This is a genomic window from Streptomyces daghestanicus (assembly GCF_020521275.1).
Taxonomy (GTDB): Bacteria; Actinomycetota; Actinomycetes; order Streptomycetales; family Streptomycetaceae; genus Streptomyces; species Streptomyces griseoviridis.
The window spans coordinates 435,088-449,819 of the sequence record NZ_BNDX01000018.1; the positions used below are offsets into that span (position 1 = coordinate 435,088).

The 14,732-nt window shown below is 75.2% G+C and carries 17 protein-coding genes; 10 read left to right on the plus strand and 7 right to left on the minus strand.

Annotation, left to right across the window (positions count from 1 at the left end; all coding sequences use genetic code 11):
• The first annotated feature begins 39 nt into the window (after positions 1-39).
• The 4 genes from Sdagh_RS34400 to Sdagh_RS34415 all read left to right on the plus strand — a co-directional run bounded on the left by Sdagh_RS34400 (position 40) and on the right by Sdagh_RS34415 (position 3,246).
• The gene (locus tag Sdagh_RS34400) at positions 40-1,128 is read left to right on the plus strand and encodes an S-(hydroxymethyl)mycothiol dehydrogenase (RefSeq protein WP_189414137.1); all 1,089 of its coding nucleotides are present in this window, start codon (positions 40-42) and stop codon (positions 1,126-1,128) included.
• Positions 1,128-1,757: an MBL fold metallo-hydrolase gene (locus Sdagh_RS34405; protein ID WP_190076470.1), complete on the plus strand. Its 630-nt coding sequence runs from the start codon at positions 1,128-1,130 to the stop codon at positions 1,755-1,757. Before Sdagh_RS34400 ends, Sdagh_RS34405 begins: the two co-directional genes overlap by 1 nt.
• A 219-nt stretch (positions 1,758-1,976) precedes the next feature.
• On the plus strand, positions 1,977-2,891 hold the full coding sequence (locus Sdagh_RS34410) for an SDR family oxidoreductase (RefSeq protein WP_189414139.1): 915 nt from the start codon (positions 1,977-1,979) through the stop codon (positions 2,889-2,891).
• Positions 2,892-3,060: 169 nt separating this feature from the next.
• Positions 3,061-3,246: a hypothetical protein gene (locus Sdagh_RS34415; protein WP_189414140.1), complete on the plus strand. Its 186-nt coding sequence runs from the start codon at positions 3,061-3,063 to the stop codon at positions 3,244-3,246.
• 479 nt (positions 3,247-3,725) lie between these two features.
• Here Sdagh_RS34415 and Sdagh_RS34420 read toward each other — a convergent pair whose 3' ends face one another.
• Complete coding sequence (locus Sdagh_RS34420; protein WP_308288775.1) at positions 3,726-4,283, minus strand: alpha-lytic protease prodomain-containing protein; 558 nt, start codon at positions 4,281-4,283, stop codon at positions 3,726-3,728.
• 74 nt (positions 4,284-4,357) lie between these two features.
• Here Sdagh_RS34420 and Sdagh_RS34425 point away from each other — a divergent pair, with 74 nt between their 5' ends.
• Together Sdagh_RS34425 and Sdagh_RS34430 are read left to right on the plus strand one after the other, a co-directional pair.
• Positions 4,358-5,518, plus strand: coding sequence for a MalY/PatB family protein (locus Sdagh_RS34425; protein ID WP_190076471.1), 1,161 nt, complete (start codon positions 4,358-4,360; stop codon positions 5,516-5,518).
• Positions 5,519-5,583: 65 nt separating this feature from the next.
• Positions 5,584-5,979, plus strand: a complete 396-nt coding sequence (locus Sdagh_RS34430; RefSeq protein ID WP_189414142.1) for a PPOX class F420-dependent oxidoreductase — start codon at positions 5,584-5,586, stop codon at positions 5,977-5,979.
• Positions 5,980-6,001: 22 nt separating this feature from the next.
• Here Sdagh_RS34430 and Sdagh_RS34435 read toward each other — a convergent pair whose 3' ends face one another.
• Positions 6,002-6,415: a Zn-ribbon domain-containing OB-fold protein gene (locus Sdagh_RS34435; RefSeq protein ID WP_189414143.1), complete on the minus strand. Its 414-nt coding sequence runs from the start codon at positions 6,413-6,415 to the stop codon at positions 6,002-6,004.
• Between the two features lie 179 nt (positions 6,416-6,594).
• Complete coding sequence (locus tag Sdagh_RS34440; protein ID WP_189414144.1) at positions 6,595-7,320, minus strand: TetR family transcriptional regulator; 726 nt, start codon at positions 7,318-7,320, stop codon at positions 6,595-6,597.
• Between the two features lie 122 nt (positions 7,321-7,442).
• Here Sdagh_RS34440 and Sdagh_RS34445 point away from each other — a divergent pair, with 122 nt between their 5' ends.
• Positions 7,443-8,288, plus strand: coding sequence for an ATP-grasp domain-containing protein (locus tag Sdagh_RS34445; protein WP_190076472.1), 846 nt, complete (start codon positions 7,443-7,445; stop codon positions 8,286-8,288).
• A 48-nt stretch (positions 8,289-8,336) separates the two neighbouring features.
• Positions 8,337-8,840 carry a flavin reductase family protein gene (locus Sdagh_RS34450; RefSeq protein ID WP_226536147.1) on the plus strand — a complete coding sequence of 168 codons (504 nt, stop codon included), beginning with the start codon at positions 8,337-8,339 and terminating at the stop codon, positions 8,838-8,840.
• A gap of 49 nt (positions 8,841-8,889) precedes the next feature.
• Here Sdagh_RS34450 and Sdagh_RS34455 read toward each other — a convergent pair whose 3' ends face one another.
• The 3 genes from Sdagh_RS34455 to Sdagh_RS34465 form a co-directional block, all read right to left on the minus strand.
• Positions 8,890-11,331, minus strand: a complete 2,442-nt coding sequence (locus Sdagh_RS34455; protein ID WP_190076473.1) for a SpoIIE family protein phosphatase — start codon at positions 11,329-11,331, stop codon at positions 8,890-8,892.
• 118 nt (positions 11,332-11,449) lie between these two features.
• Positions 11,450-11,830 (minus strand): hypothetical protein, encoded by a 381-nt coding sequence (locus Sdagh_RS34460; protein WP_189414147.1) that lies wholly within the window; start codon positions 11,828-11,830, stop codon positions 11,450-11,452.
• A 141-nt stretch (positions 11,831-11,971) separates the two neighbouring features.
• Entirely contained in the window at positions 11,972-12,883 is a 912-nt protein-coding gene (locus Sdagh_RS34465) for a MurR/RpiR family transcriptional regulator (protein WP_189414148.1), read from the minus strand.
• 137 nt (positions 12,884-13,020) lie between these two features.
• Between Sdagh_RS34465 and Sdagh_RS34470 the strand changes: the two genes are divergently transcribed.
• Positions 13,021-13,188, plus strand: coding sequence for a hypothetical protein (locus tag Sdagh_RS34470; RefSeq protein ID WP_189414149.1), 168 nt, complete (start codon positions 13,021-13,023; stop codon positions 13,186-13,188).
• Positions 13,189-13,542: 354 nt separating this feature from the next.
• On the plus strand, positions 13,543-13,941 hold the full coding sequence (locus Sdagh_RS34475) for a DUF3662 domain-containing protein (protein WP_189414150.1): 399 nt from the start codon (positions 13,543-13,545) through the stop codon (positions 13,939-13,941).
• Positions 13,942-13,987: 46 nt separating this feature from the next.
• On the opposite strand, the gene Sdagh_RS34480 is transcribed toward Sdagh_RS34475, so the two are convergent.
• Positions 13,988-14,659: a nucleoside/nucleotide kinase family protein gene (locus Sdagh_RS34480; RefSeq protein ID WP_189414151.1), complete on the minus strand. Its 672-nt coding sequence runs from the start codon at positions 14,657-14,659 to the stop codon at positions 13,988-13,990.
• Positions 14,660-14,732: the final 73 nt, after the last annotated feature.

The window sequence follows — 14,732 nt, forward strand, 5'->3', positions numbered from 1 at the left end:
GAGAGACACCCACAGTGGCCGAACAAGGAGTTCCGCACCATGGCGCAGGAAGTACGCGGCGTGATCGCACCGGGCAAGGACGAGCCGGTGCGCATCGAGACGATCGTCGTGCCCGACCCCGGTCCCGGCGAGGCCGTGGTCCAGATCCAGGCCTGCGGCGTGTGCCACACCGACCTGCACTACAAGCAGGGCGGCATCAGCGACGACTACCCGTTCCTGCTCGGCCACGAGGCGGCCGGCGTGGTGGAGTCGGTGGGCGCCGGCGTCACCGACGTCGCCCCCGGTGACTTCGTCGTCCTCAACTGGCGCGCGGTGTGCGGGACGTGCCGGGCGTGTCTGCGCGGGCGGCCCTGGTACTGCTTCGACACCCACAACGCCGAGCAGAAGATGACCCTCGCCTCGACCGGGCAGGAACTCTCCCCGGCGCTCGGCATCGGCGCGTTCGCCGAGAAGACGCTGGTCGCCGCCGGGCAGTGCACCAAGGTCGACCCGGCCGTCGCCCCGGAGGTCGCCGGGCTGCTCGGCTGCGGTGTGATGGCGGGCATCGGCGCCGCGATCAACACCGGCAACGTCGGCCGCGGTGACACGGTCGCCGTCATCGGCTGCGGCGGCGTCGGGGACGCGGCCGTCGCCGGGTCGTACCTGGCGGGCGCGGCCAAGGTGATCGCCGTCGACATCGACGACCGCAAGCTGGAGACCGCCCGCACCATGGGCGCCACCCACACCGTCAACTCCCGCGACACCGACCCGGTCGAGGCGATCCGCGAGCTGACCGGCGGCTTCGGCGCCGACGTCGTCATCGAGGCGGTCGGCCGCCCGGAGACGTACCGGCAGGCGTTCTACGCGCGTGACCTGGCCGGCACGGTCGTCCTCGTCGGCGTCCCCACCCCCGAGATGAAGCTCGAACTGCCGCTGCTGGACGTCTTCGGCCGCGGCGGCGCCCTGAAGTCGTCCTGGTACGGCGACTGCCTGCCCTCCCGGGACTTCCCGATGCTGATCGACCTGCACCTCCAGGGCCGCCTGCCGCTGGACAAGTTCGTCACCGAGACCATCCGCCTGGACGAGGTGGAGCAGGCCTTCGAGCGGATGCACTCCGGTGACGTCCTGCGCTCGGTGGTGGTCCTCTGATGGCCGCCCGCATCGAACGCATCGTCACCTCCGGGCAGTTCAGCCTGGACGGCTGCACCTGGGACGTCGACAACAACGTCTGGCTCGTCGGCGACGACCACGAGGTGATCGTCATCGACGCCGCGCACGACGCCGACGCCATCGCCGAGGCCGTGGGGGACCGCCGGCTCGCCGGCATCGTCTGCACCCACGCCCACAACGACCACATCGGCGCCGCCCCCGCCCTCGCCGAGCGCACCGGGGCCGTGATCTGGCTGCACCGCGACGACCTCCCGCTGTGGCGGCAGACCCACCCCGACCGGGACCCCGACGCCTGGCTGGCCGACGGCCAGGTGATCGAGGCGGCCGGCGCCGACCTCACGGTCCTGCACACCCCGGGGCACGCGCCCGGCGCGGTCTGCCTGTACGACCCCGGGCTCGGCGCGGTCTTCACCGGCGACACCCTCTTCCAGGGCGGGCCCGGCGCCACCGGCCGTTCCTTCTCGCACTTCCCGACGATCATCGACTCCATCCGGGACCGGCTGCTGACCCTGCCGGCCGGCACGAAGGTGCTCACCGGGCACGGCGACACCACCACCGTCGGCGCGGAGGCCCCGCACCTGGACGAGTGGATCGCCCGCGGCCACTGAGCGGCCACGCTCGCAACGGCGACAGCTCCCGGAGGAGACAGCTTCCGAAGGGACTGCTCCCGAAGACGACTGCTCCCGAAGACGACTGCTCCCGAAGACGACTGCTCCAAAAGGCGACTGCTCCAAAAGGCGACAGAAGATGTCCGGCTTCCCGGGAATCCTGGTCGGTGTCAGCGCGCGGCGCACCAGCGGCGCACATCAGGACAGGAGAAGCCGGACATGACACCCTCACTCACGGGCAAGGTCGCCCTGGTCGCCGGGGCCACCAGGGGAGCGGGCCGGGGGATCGCGGTCGAGCTCGGCGCCGCCGGCGCCACCGTCTACGTCACCGGGCGCAGCACCCGCGCCCGGCGCTCCGAGTACGACCGCCCCGAGACCATCGAGGACACCGCCGACCTGGTCACCGAGGCCGGCGGCACCGGCATCGCCGTACCCGTCGACCACCTCGACCGGGCCCAGGTCGCCGCGCTCGTCGACCGGATCGACCGGGAACAGGGCCGCCTGGACGTCCTGGTCAACGACATCTGGGGCGCCGAGCACCTCTTCCAGTGGGACGTGCCGGTCTGGGAGCACGACCTCGACCGGGGCCTGCGCCTGCTCCGCCTCGCCGTCGACACCCACGCCATCACCAGCCACCACGCCCTGCCGCTGCTGCTGCGCCACCCCGGCGGCCTGGTCGTCGAGGTCACCGACGGCACCGCCGACTACAACCGCGACCACTACCGGGTCTCCTTCTTCTACGACCTGGCCAAGACGTCCGTACTGCGCATGGCCTTCGCCCTCGGCCGTGAGCTAGGGCCGCGCGGCGCCACCGCCGTCGCCCTCACCCCGGGCTGGCTCCGGTCGGAGATCATGCTCGACCACTTCGGCGTACGGGAGGAGAACTGGCGCGACGCCCTGGCCGACACCCCGCACTTCGCCATCTCCGAGACCCCCCGCTATCCCGGCCGGGCCGTCGCCGCGCTCGCCGCCGACCCCGGCGTGGCCCGGCACAACGGCCGCTCCCTCTCCAGCGGCGGCCTCGCCCGGGAGTACGGCTTCACCGACCTCGACGGCAGCCGCCCCGACGCCTGGCGCTACCTGGTGGAGGTCCAGGACCCGGGCAAGCCGGCGGACGTCACCGGGTACCGCTGAGGGCTGGGCGAGGGGCGGGCGAGGAGCGGTCGCGCACCGCTCTGACCAGGCACGTCGGGCCGGAATGTGAACTCCCGCACAGGTCACGGTAGATGACGTGACCAGAGACACGGTCCGGTATGTCCCTTTAGCTCGCGATTACTCACGGTGCCTTCACGTCGCGAGCCGTATGCTTCACACCATGTCCACCACTGTTGATCCTTCTTCCGAGCGATCGGCTGCCGAGGTCAACGAGGAGATCCGGGCCCTGTGGCACCGGTCGGGCGGAACGCTGAGCGGCGAGCAGCGCGAGGAGTACCAGCGCCTCGTCCTGGAGTGGGCCGCCGCGGCCCCGCATCCGGTGAAGGCGGCCTGACCGCCCCGGCCTCCCCTCGGCAGCGCATCGCGGCTTTCGTCCGGGTCGCTCCCGTCGTCGGACGGGAGCCCTCCTCCCACCGGCCCCGGCCGTCTCCGTACGGCCTCGTCGATCCGGCGGGCGGCACGCGGCTGCCCGCCCACGCCGAGGCGGCCTCGGCCCCAGGTCGCCGAGCAGCCCCGGCGGCACGCCTCGCGGTCGTGCTCGCCGCGTGTCCAAGACGGGTCCGGGCAGACCTCGTCCGGCGCACCCGCGACGCCGGGCCGGACGCGGAGACGTCGTTCCCGCCGGCCCGGGTCGCCGGCCGGCAGCACCTCGGTCCCGGCAGCCTGCTGGGCGTCGCCGGCAGCCAGCTGATGCTGGCCGCCGCCCGAAGCCGCCGGCCGCCGTCGCCCCGACCGGGCGGCCGCCGGCGAGCCACTCCGGGCCGGCCGGCCCGCAGTGCCCGACCGTCAGCACGTGGTCGGCGGCCCCGTCCGTCACGTCGAACCCGGCCGAACAGCGCCCCGCCGGCGAAAGGAGGGGCCGCGCCCCGCCCGACCGCGGGGCGAAGCACCCTCGGTGCGTTCGGCGCGGACGAGGCCGCCCAGTTCCCGTGCCGCGTCCGTCAGCACCGCCCGGTCGCCCGGCGGGACGGTGCGGTCGCCCCGGACCACCACCTCGTTCGACCGATGGTCCACCGTCCACGCGGTCCCGGCCACCCGGGGCGGCGACCGCGGGGCCGCCGTCGCCGCCGGCAGCTCGCGCCGACCGTGCGGCACGAGCCTGGCCGTGGCGTCCGCGCGGCGGACCTCGGCGGCCGTCGCCGCGTCGGTGACCGCGACCACCGGCCGCCCGCCGGCGCCGATCCAGTGCCCGCCGTACGGGAGGTGCCCCTCCGGCCCGGGGGTCGCGGCCCCCGGGCCGGCCGGTTCGCCGGCGACGGCCGTGTCACCGTCGCGGACCCGAGCAGCAGCCCGCCGGCGGCGGCCTGCCGCACCGCGCGCCGGACGACGCGCCGGCGTACGTGCCTCGTACGCGCTCTGCCCAGACCGCAACGGTGCCGAAGTCCTTCGTACACCCCTGGAACAAGTCCGCGGGCGCGGCCGTGTTCAGCTCTTATGGTGTGGCCATGACCGGTGACACCGACAACCCCCTGCGCGCGCTGACCCTCGCTCAGCTGCGGCGGCGCACCAGCATGAAGTGGCGCACCTACCCCGAGGACGTCCTGCCGCTGTGGGTGGCCGAGATGGACGTGCCGCTCGCCGGGCCGGTGGTGCGCGCCGTCACCGAGGCGATGGAACGCGGTGACACCGGTTACCCGTCCGGCACCGCCTACGCCGAGGCGCTGGCCGGGTTCGCGGGCGAGCGGTGGCGGTGGGACGGGCTCGCCGTGGAGCGGACCGCGATCGTGCCCGACGTGATGCTCGGCGTCGTCGAGATGCTGAAGCTGGTCACCGGCCCCGGCGACCCGGTGATCGTCAACCCGCCCGTGTACCCGCCGTTCTACGCGTTCGTGACCCATCTGGACCGCCGGGTGACCGAGGCCCCGCTCGGCCCGGACCTGCGGCTGGACCTCGCCGCGCTGGAGGACGTCTTCCGGCGGTGCGCCAGGGGCGGCGGGCGGGCCGCGTACCTGCTGTGCAGCCCGCACAACCCGACCGGCACCGTGCACACCGCCGGCGAGCTGACCGCCGTGGCGGCCCTCGCCGAGCGGTACGGCGTCCGGGTCGTCGCCGACGAGATCCACGCCCCGCTGGTCACGCCCGGGGTCCGGTTCGTGCCGTACCTGAGCGTCCCCGGCGCCGAGCGCGGCCTGTCCCTGATGTCGGCGTCGAAGGGCTGGAACCTCGCCGGGCTCAAGGCCGCCCTGGCCGTCGCCGGGCCGGGAGCCGCCGCCGACCTGGCGCGGATGCCGGAGGAGGTCGGGCACGGCCCGAGCCATGTCGGGGTCCTCGCCCACACCGCCGCTCTGCGCGACGGCACCGCGTGGCTGGACGCGCTGCTCGCCGGGCTCGACGACAACCGGCGGCTGCTGACCGCCCTGCTGGCCGAGCGTCTGCCCGGCGTCGTCCACCGCGCCGGGGAGGCCACCTTCCTCGCCTGGCTGGACTGCCGCGCCCTCGGCCTCGGCGACGACCCGGCGGAGACCTTCCTGGGACGCGGCCGGGTGGCGGTCAACTCCGGGCTCCCGTTCGGCACCGGCGGCGCCGGGCACGTACGGCTCAACTTCGGCACGGCACCCGAGGTGATCGAGGAGGCCGTGCGCCGGATGGCGGCCGTTCTGTCCTGACCCGGTGGGCCGTGTCCCGAAGCGCACTCTCGTGGCCGGCGCGACCGGCGCCTAGACTCGCGGACATGGACGAGGCACTGGCCCGGCTCGGCGCGGGAAAATACCTGCTGTTCACCAGCTTCCGGAAGAACGGCACCCCGGTCGCCACCCCGGTGTGGGTGGTGCGCGACGGGGACGCGCTCGGCGTCTGGACGGTCGCCGCCTCCTGGAAGGTGAAGCGGGTGCGCCACCGCGCCGACGTTCTCGTGGGCCCCTGCGACGTTCGCGGCAACCCGACCGGCGACCTGACCCCCGCGACCGCGGAGATCTGCGACGCGGCCACCACCGCCCGCTACCGGAAGCTGATCGCCCGCAAGTACGGCGTCGCGGGCCGGCTCGTCCTGCTCGGCAGCCGGCTGCGGCGCGGCACGGACGGCACGGTGGGCATCCGCGTCACCCTCACTCCGGCCACCGGTACCTGACGGCCCGCCGGCCGGCGCCCGCTCAGGTCCAGGCCCGGTACGGCTCGTCGACGAGCTGGAAGACCGGCTCGCCGCGCACCGGGTCCTTGGCCGTGGACAGCCGCACCCGGTCGCCGCTGTGGATGCCCAGCGGCGGACCCATGACCCGGCCGCGCAGCACGAACCCCTCCGCCATCTCGATCAGCGACACATTGCGCGTCGCCGGGGTGTTGCGGTGCACCACCGTGGAGTGGCGCACCGTCCCGGTGCCCTCGCTGCGCTCGGTGCGCAGGTCACTGCCCCGGCACACCGGGCAGAGCACCCGGTGGTACATGGCGGTCCCGCACCAGGTGCAGCGCTGGAAGACGAGGGCGTCCGTGACCGGGGCCGTCGGTTCCAGCACCCCGGTCGTGGAGCCGGCTGCCTGCTGGGCGACGCTTCCTGAGTGGTGGTACACGCTGGTCAACTCCCTGCGCTCGGCCGGAATACGGCGTGCGCGGTCCCCCGGGCACGCGGATGCGCGGCGCGTTGTGCCACCGTGCACGACAGCAGAGTATGGCACTGAGTGTCAGGCGTAAAGGCACTGCGTACCGTTTTCAGGGGGGTGACAGGGGAGGGCAGAGGGGGCCGCGGGGGTCAGGCCCGGCCGAGCGCCGACTCCAGTTCCTGGACGACCCGCCACAGGGGGGCGTCCCGCCGGGTGACGACGACCACCACGTCCTCTGCGTCCGGCACGGCGGGCGCCGGCGGCGGGGCGGGCAGGCCGGCGCCGAAGGCCGACTGCACGTAGCCCAGGGCGTGGTCGACTGCGGCGCCCGCGTCGTCCACCCCGTCCGAACGCAGCCAGGCGCGCAGGGCGTTGTTGTGCGCCGCGACCACCGCGGCGGCGACCACGTCGGCCCGCAGCGTCCCGTCCGGGCGGCCGGCGAACCGGTCGCGCAGATAGGCGGCGAGGGCCCGCTCGTACCGCCACACCACCGACAGCTCGTACGCCCGCAGGCCCGGCACCCGCTTGGTCAGCCGGTAGCGCTGCACCGAGAAGGAGGGGTTCTCCGCGTACATGCGCAGCACCAGCCGGGCCGCGTCGCAGACCCGGCGCACCGGTTCCACGTCCGCGGGGGAGGCCGCCAGGAAGGCGGTCATGTCGGCCAGGCACCGCTCGTGGTCGGGGAAGACCACGTCCTCCTTGGACGGGAAGTAGCGGAAGAACGACCGCCGTCCGACCCCGGCCAGCGCCACGATGTCGTCCACGGTGGTCTCTTCGTAGCCCCGCTCCAGGAACAGCCGGAAGGCCGCCGCGACCAGGGCCTCGCGCATCGGCGGCCGGCCGTCGCGGCGCGGCGGCGCACTGCTGGGGTTCATGGACGCCGAACGTAGCACCTGACCGGCCCTGATGGCACGCGGTGCAGCCCCGGAAGGAACTGAGTGCAGTCAGGTCGCGGTGGTCCCTTACGATCGGCCCAGCCGTTCCCGAGGAGTTCCCCGTGCCGACCGCCCGCCCCCGTCTGCTGTACGTCACCGACCTGGCCTACCCCGCCCGCGGGCGCCGCTACGGCGACGAGGACGTCTTCCTCACCTCGCGGCTGCGCGCGGAGTTCGACCTGGCCCTGTGCCACCCCGGGGACGCCGTGTCGCTGATGGACGCCTTCGACGCCGTCGTGGTCCGCAACAGCGGACCCGTGCTGACGTACCCCGAGGCGTACGCCGCCTTCCGTGAGCGCGGGGCCGAACGCGGAACCCCCGTCTTCAACCCGCTCACCGGCCGCGGTGACATGGCCGGCAAGGGGTATCTGACGGACCTGACCGCGGCCGGGTACCCGGTCATCCCGACCGTGGACCGGGCCGCCGACCTGCACCGCCTCCCCGAGACCGGCCGCTACGTCGTCAAACCCCGCCTCGGCGCCGACTCCGCTGGCCTGCGGACCGTCACGCCGGACGCGCTGGGCGCGGTGCTGGCGGAGGGCGCGGCCACCGGGGCGGACCTGCTCGCCCAGCCGCACGTCGACTTCGTCCACGAGATCTCCTTCTGCTTCGTCGACGACGCCTTCCAGTACGCCCTGTACGCGCCCCGCCCCGACCGGCGCTGGGAACTGGCGCCGTACCGGCCCACCCCGGCCGACCTGGCCTTCGCCCGGCGGTTCATCGACTGGAACGCCCTCCCGTACGGCGTCCAGCGCGTCGACGCCTGCCGGACGCCCGACGGCGGACTCCTCCTGGTCGAGCTGGAGGACCTCAACCCCTACCTGTCCCTCGACGCCCTCGACGACGGCACCCGGGAGGCCTTCGTCACGGCGTTCACGGCGTCCCTGCGACGTTTCCTCGCCGTCTGACGAGGCAGACGTACCGCCACGGACGGCTTCAGGGAGAGGCAGGACAGCGTGGACGGCGCGGACAGCGTGGGCATCGACGGATTCGCCGGGCGGCTCGACCCCGAGGTGTGCGTGGTGACGGCCGCGTCCGGCGGGGAGCGGGCCGGCTGCCTGGTCGGCTTCGCCGCACAGTGCTCGCTGCGGCCCGTGCGGTTCGCGGTGTGGCTGTCCGAGCTGAACCGGACCCACGAGGTGGCCGGCTCGGCGGAGTTCCTCGCGGTCCATCTGCTCGCCCGGGACCAGCGCGCCCTGGCGGAGCGCTTCGGCGGCCGGACCGGACACCGGGAGGACAAGTTCCGCGACGTGCGGTGGCGCGAGGGGTACGGCGGTGCCGTGGTCCTCGCGGACGTGGAGGAGTGGTTCGTCGGACGGGTCGTGGCCCGCGTCGACGGCGGCGACCACACCGGCTTCGTCCTCGACCCGGTCGACAGCGGTCGCCGCGGGGCGCCGGAGCGGCCCCTGATGCGGCAGAGCGACGCCATCACGATCCGTCCCGGCCACCCGGTGGACTGACCCGGCCTCAGGCAGCGGCAGCCCCCCCGCGTCCGCGCGGCCCGGCCGGTCAGGCGGCCTCGTCCGGGACCCGGACGTCCAGGACGCAGACGTCGTCCCGCCGGTCCTCCCCCTCCAGCAGGGCGTCGAGCAGGGGCCGCAGGGAGTCCGCGTCCGGCCGGTCCGTGCCGGGAGCGGCGGCGGCCCGCGCCAGCCGCTCCAGGCCCCGGTCGATGTTCTCCGGGGGCCGCTCGATCAGGCCGTCCGTGTACAGCAGCAGCCGGTCGCCCGGCCGCAGGACGCACGCGGCCTCCCCGTACCGGGTGGCCGCGGTCGCCCCCAGCAGCATGCCGCGCGGCCGGTCGAGGAAGCGGGCCGCGCCGTCGCGCACCAGCAGCGGCGGCAGATGACCCGCCTGCGCCCACACCAGCCGGTGCCGCGCCCGCTCGTACCGGGCCAGGACCATGCTCGCCGTGGCGTGCGCGTCCCGGGAGTGCAGCAGCAGCGCGTTGAGCCGGGTGAGGGCGCCGGTCAGCGACGACCCGGTGATGACCATGCCCTTGGCGGTGAACCGGAGCTGGGCCATCGTGGCGACCGCGTCCAGCCCGTGCCCGGCGACGTCGCCGACCACCAGCAGGGCGTCGCCGTCGGGTAGCTCGATCGCGCTGAACCAGTCGCCGCCGACGTGCACCCCCGACTGGGCGGGCGCGTAGGAGACCTCGACGCGCAGCCCGGCCAGTCGCAGCCGGCCCTCGGGCAGCGGCAGCAGCGCGTGCTGGAGCTGCGCGGCCAGGGTGCGCTCGGCCCGCAGGACGTCGTGCTGGGTCAGCATCGCCCGCTCGCTCGCCACCAGGGCCAGCTCCGCCTGCCGCCGGGCGGTCATGTCCTGCACGAACCCGTGCACCTCGACGGGGGTGCCGTCGGCGTCCGTGGCCGCCTCGGCGACCAGCCGCAGATGCCGCACGCCGGCCGGCGCCCGCACCCGGGACCGGAACGGGACGTCGCACGGCCGCCCGTCGTCCCGCAGGCCGCGCAGGGCGCGGTGCAGCGCGGGCCGGTCCTCCGGCAGGGCCAGCGCGGGCACATCGGCGAGGCGGACCGGCCCGAGCACGTGGTCCCGGCCGAAGATGGCGAACACCTGGGCGGACCAGCCGGCCTCACCGGTGACCAGGTTCCAGTTGACCCAGCCGAGGTCACCCAGCCGCTGGAGGTCCGCCAGCCGCTGCTCCTGCCGGTCGGAGGCGCTGTGCCGCAGCCAGGTCAGCACCAGCCCGCCGTCCAGCGGCGTCACCCGCACCGAGTAGGTGGACAGCTCGGCGGTGCCGCCCACCACGTCCTGGTGGGCGAACGGCTCGCCCTCGTACGGCGTGCCCGTGGCCAGCGTCGTCAGGCAGGCCGGCCACAGCGGCTCGCCCGCCAGGGCGGGGAAGCACTCCAGGAACCGGCGGCCGACCAGTTCCGCGCCGGTGCGGCCGGTGACCCGCCCGGCCCGGTCGGTCGCGGCGTCGATGCGGCAGTCCCGTACCTCGCCCGAGGGCGACCGCAGCGGCGTCAGCAGCAGCGCCTCGACCGGCAGCGCGTCGAAGACCCGCTGGACGGCGGCGGCGTCCGCGGCGGGCTCCTGCCGGGTGCCGAACGCCCGCAGCCGCCCGGCGCACAGCTCGGCGACCGCGCGCAGCCGCTCCCGGTCGGCGGGCGAGAAGGCCCCGCCGTCGCGGCGCAGCACACCGAGGCAGTACCGGGCCCCCTTCCCGGCGGGCACCGGCAGCCAGGCCCGCGACCGCCGGCGCTCGGGCGGGTCGCCGATCAGCAGGTACCGCTCCCGGTCCCGGTCGAATTCCTCCAGCCAGCGCGCCTCCCCGGTCGCCAGCGCGTCCGGGGCGGCCAGCCCGCCGAGCGGGGGCACCTGCCGCCACTGGGCGGCCAGCGCGTCGTCGATCCCGCAGTGCCCCGCCAGTTCCAGCGCGCCGGACGGCAGCCGGACGTAGAGCAGCACGGCGTCGGCGCCGTACTCCGGGGCGAGGTGCTCCAGCAGACACCGCGCCAGTTCCCGCGGGGAGCCGACCCGGAGGAGCGCGCGGGCGAGGCGGGCGGGGGCCGCCGGCACGTCGTCCGGCGCCGGCGAGGCCGAGGGGACCCCGGGGGCCGGGGAGCAGGGCACCGGGCCGCCGCCGGCGGCCACGGCGGGTTCCGGGGAACGGCCGGGGCCGCGGGGGGCGGGCGCGCCCAGCGTCCCGAGGGTGACCCAGCACTCCTCCAGCAGCGTCCGCCGCCGCTCCCTGGCACGCTGCACCAGTGCCTCGCGGGCCTCCTCCGCGGAGCACCCGCGCAGCGCCATCTCCGCGCCCTTGGCCCGCTCCACGACGGCCGTCGTCGCGGCCAGGTCGCGCAGCCGGTCCAGCTCGACGCGCTGCCGGGCGACGACCTCGGCGAGGGTGGTCAGATCGTCGGGTGCGGTGTCGGCACCCGCGGGCGTGGCGTGCTCGCTCGTCACGTCATGAGCATCGCACATCGGCCCGTCCTCGCAGACCCGCTCGTCGCCGCCGTCCACCGGTCCCGCGACGCGCCCCCGCGCCCCGGCGCGAGCGGCCCGTCCGCGTGGGCGGTCGCACGCGCGGGCACAAGATTCCTCAGCGCGCGCCGACCCGGTCGGTGAGGGCCGCGGTGACCGCGCGGACGCTGCGGGCGATGTGCTGCAACTGCCGGATCTCCGCCGCGTACAGCTTGATGGAGTGCTCGATGACCGACTCGGGCAGGCCGAGCCGCGGCAGATCGGCGCGGGCGCTGCGCAGGGCGGTGCGGGCGACCCGGATCTCCTGCTGGACCTGGAGGTCCGCGTGACGGGCGAGCAGCACGGGGTGCCGGATCAGCGCCGGGTAGCCGGCGTAGCGGGCCGGCACCAGCTCGCGCAGCCATCTGACGGCCGAGCGCTCCCAGTCGTAGCTGCCGGGGGGCTTGACCTGGCACGGCCAGTCGGGGCCGGGGCGCGTGGACGTCAGGGGCATGATCATCGCTTCCGGGTGTGCGGGGTCGCGGATGCCGTCCGGTACGGCCAGGTCGCGTTCCGTGAGCAGTATTTATATATGCGGTTGGGTTTTCAAGGCGCATGAAAACATTCATGCGCGCTTTGTTGTGCGCCCGGGACGGGAGGCTCAGTCCCGCAGGAAGAACCGGTGCTCCTCGGCGAGCTGCTCGTACGCCTCCAGGCGGACCTGGGTCCGCTCCGGGTCGGCGTCGGTCATGGCCTGCAGCAGCGCCGCGCACAGCACGCCGGTGGCCGCGTAGGAGTCGAAGACCAGCCGGGAGCCGGTGCCGGTGGCGAAGGTGACGTCCGCCTCGGCCGCCACCGGGCCGAGCGCGAGGTCGGTGACGAGGGCGACCCGCAGTCCGGCACGCCGCGCCACCCGCACCGCCACCAGCGTCTCCGTCGCGTGCCGCGGCATGGAGAACGCCAGCACCCAGGTGCCGCCGGCCTCCCGGGACTGCAGCAGGGCGTCGTGGGCGACGCTGCCGCCCCGCGTCACCAGCCGGACGTCGGGGTGGATGCGGCGGGCGGCGTAGGCGAAGTACTCGGCGTGCGAGACGGAGATGCGCAGCCCGAGCACGGTCAGCGGCATCGACCGGGACAGGGCGCGGCCGGTGTCGATCACCGCCTTCGGGTCGGCGAAGTCGCGCCGCAGGTTCTCCAGGTTCTCGATCTCGGCGTCCACCGCCGCCTGGAGTTCGTTGCCGCGGTGCTCCTCGGCGCCGCCGCGCGTGCCCAGCGTCATCGACTGGAGCCGCTCGCGCAGCGCCGGGTAACCGCTGAAGCCGACCGCCGCGGCGAACCGGGTGACCGAGGGCTGGCTCACCCCGACCCGGTCGGCGAGGTCCGTGATCGACAGGAACGCCGCCTCGGTGAGGTTCTCGATCAGGTACTGGGCGATGCGCCGCTGGCCGGGGGAGAGGCGGGGGCGGTCGAACAACGCCCTGAGCTGGGAGGCGGGGGAGGGCTCCGGTTCCGGGGCGGCCGGGGCCGAGGTGATCGCCGACGCCTGCGCGCGGGCCTGCTGCGGCGATGGCACCGGTGCTCTCCTTTGTCTCCCGAGGAGTCTCTCCCGAGGAGGTTCAACATAGCCCAGCGGCCGTCGGGGATAGCCCCGCGCGGTCCGGGAACCCGCCGCACGACCAAGACCCGTACGACGCCACGAGGAGCCGTGCCATGACCGTCCCGGAAGAGAACCGGCCGAAGACCGACACCACCGACGAGGTCCTCGAGCACCGGGAGGACCGCGAGGGCGACGCCTCCCGCCAGGCCGGTGCGACCGGCCGCACGATGCGCGAGGCGCTGGAGGAGGCCCAGGTCCGTCCGGACGACTACGACGAGTAGGCCACCGGGCCCGCCACCCCGGCCCCGCGCTCCCGCCCGGCCGGGCGGCGGGCGCGCACGACACCGGCGTCGGCGAGAGCCGGGGCGTCGCCGTCGTGCGGCGCCCCGAACGCGGCCTGCCGGCCCTGACCCTCGTACTGGATGTGCTCGTGTCAGGGGCCGGCTCGGCACGCCCCTGAGGCCGCCGCCCCCGGCAGGACCGCCGCCCCGCGAGCCCCGTCCGCCCGGCCGGGGTTTGACTCCGCCGCAGCGGTGTACACGACAACCGCGTACCGGCGGTGGCCCCGGCCCCGCCGCGTACGACGAGCAGTGACCGATCTCCGACCTACGCACCACTCCGGCAGGTGAGACCGTATGGGCGCACTGAGCGCTCTGGAAGAAGCCCTCGCGAGCCGCTGGGAGGCCATCTGGGCACGGGTCCTCGGCAGGGACCCCGTGGAACTCCTGGACGCGCTGCGCACCGAGTGCGACAGCAACGCCGTGGTCTGCGCCGAGGGCCGCGTCCTCGTGCCCAACGCCTACGACGTCGCCCTCGCCGACGAGATCCACGACGAACTGACGCGCCGCGGCGGCCGGGTGGGCCAGGTCATCACCGACAGCCTGGTCCGGCACGCCGAACGGCACGGCTACGAGTGGGCGGGCCCGCTGGCGGTGCACATCGCCCGGGTCAGTGACGTGCCCAACGGCCGCTACCACGTGGCGAGCCGGGTCATGCCGCACGTGAACGCGGCGGAGTTCCCGCACGCGGGGTGACCCGACCGCCCCGGGGCCCGGCACGCGCCCGGCACCGGCCGTCCGGTCAGCCGGCCCCGCCCGCCGCCCGCGACAGCGCCGCCCCCGGCACCACCAGGTCGGCCCGCTCCCGGGTCGCCTCGACCAGACGGGCGTTGGGCTCGTCGGTCCGGCGGACCCAGGCCGCCGCCTCCGCGGGCGACTTGCCGAACTCCACATGCCGGGCGACCAGCCGCCGCACCCGCTCCGCCGCGTCGTCCGGCGCGCAGAACCAGACCTCGTCCAGCCGCGCCCGCACCCGCTCCCAGGCGGCGTCCGCCAGCAGCAGGTAGTTGCCCTCCGTCACCACCAGCCGGGCGGCCGGCCCCACCGGGACGGCCCCGGCGAGCGGCTGCTCCAGCACCCGTTCGAAGCCGGGCGCGTAGACGACCTCGCCGGGGTCGTCCGCCCGCAGCCGCGCCAGCAGCGCCGCGTACCCGGCCGCGTCGAAGGTGTCCGGCGCGCCCTTGCGGTCCCGGCGGCCCAGCCGCTCCAGTTCGGCGTCGGCGAGGTGGAAGCCGTCCATCGGCACGTGCGCCGCCCAGCCGGGCCCCGCGCCCGCGTTCAGCTCCCGCACCAGCCGCTCGGCGAGGGTCGTCTTGCCCGCGCCGGGGCTGCCGGTGATGCCGAGGAGGGCCCGGCCGCCGCCGCGGGGCAGCGCACGGGCACGGGCCAGGAGGTCGTCGAAGGTCAGCGGCACATCCCGAGTGTGCCACCCGCCCGGCCCGGCCCTTGTGGCAGGGACCACCCGATGGGACGCGCGCCGACGGGGA

Excerpts from the sequence above, each read along its gene's own strand:
- Sdagh_RS34400 (WP_189414137.1), top strand. The coding sequence starts at position 40 with ATGGCGCAGGAAGTACGCGGCGTGATCGCACCGGGCAAGGACGAGCCG.
- Sdagh_RS34405 (WP_190076470.1), top strand. The coding sequence starts at position 1,128 with ATGGCCGCCCGCATCGAACGCATCGTCACCTCCGGGCAGTTCAGCCTG.
- Sdagh_RS34410 (WP_189414139.1), top strand. The coding sequence starts at position 1,977 with ATGACACCCTCACTCACGGGCAAGGTCGCCCTGGTCGCCGGGGCCACC.
- Sdagh_RS34415 (WP_189414140.1), top strand. The coding sequence starts at position 3,061 with ATGCTTCACACCATGTCCACCACTGTTGATCCTTCTTCCGAGCGATCG.
- Sdagh_RS34425 (WP_190076471.1), top strand. The coding sequence starts at position 4,358 with ATGACCGGTGACACCGACAACCCCCTGCGCGCGCTGACCCTCGCTCAG.
- Sdagh_RS34430 (WP_189414142.1), top strand. The coding sequence starts at position 5,584 with ATGGACGAGGCACTGGCCCGGCTCGGCGCGGGAAAATACCTGCTGTTC.
- Sdagh_RS34440 (WP_189414144.1), bottom strand. The coding sequence starts at position 7,320 with ATGAACCCCAGCAGTGCGCCGCCGCGCCGCGACGGCCGGCCGCCGATG.
- Sdagh_RS34455 (WP_190076473.1), bottom strand. The coding sequence starts at position 11,331 with ATGTGCGATGCTCATGACGTGACGAGCGAGCACGCCACGCCCGCGGGT.
- Sdagh_RS34460 (WP_189414147.1), bottom strand. The coding sequence starts at position 11,830 with ATGATCATGCCCCTGACGTCCACGCGCCCCGGCCCCGACTGGCCGTGC.
- Sdagh_RS34470 (WP_189414149.1), top strand. The coding sequence starts at position 13,021 with ATGACCGTCCCGGAAGAGAACCGGCCGAAGACCGACACCACCGACGAG.
- Sdagh_RS34475 (WP_189414150.1), top strand. The coding sequence starts at position 13,543 with ATGGGCGCACTGAGCGCTCTGGAAGAAGCCCTCGCGAGCCGCTGGGAG.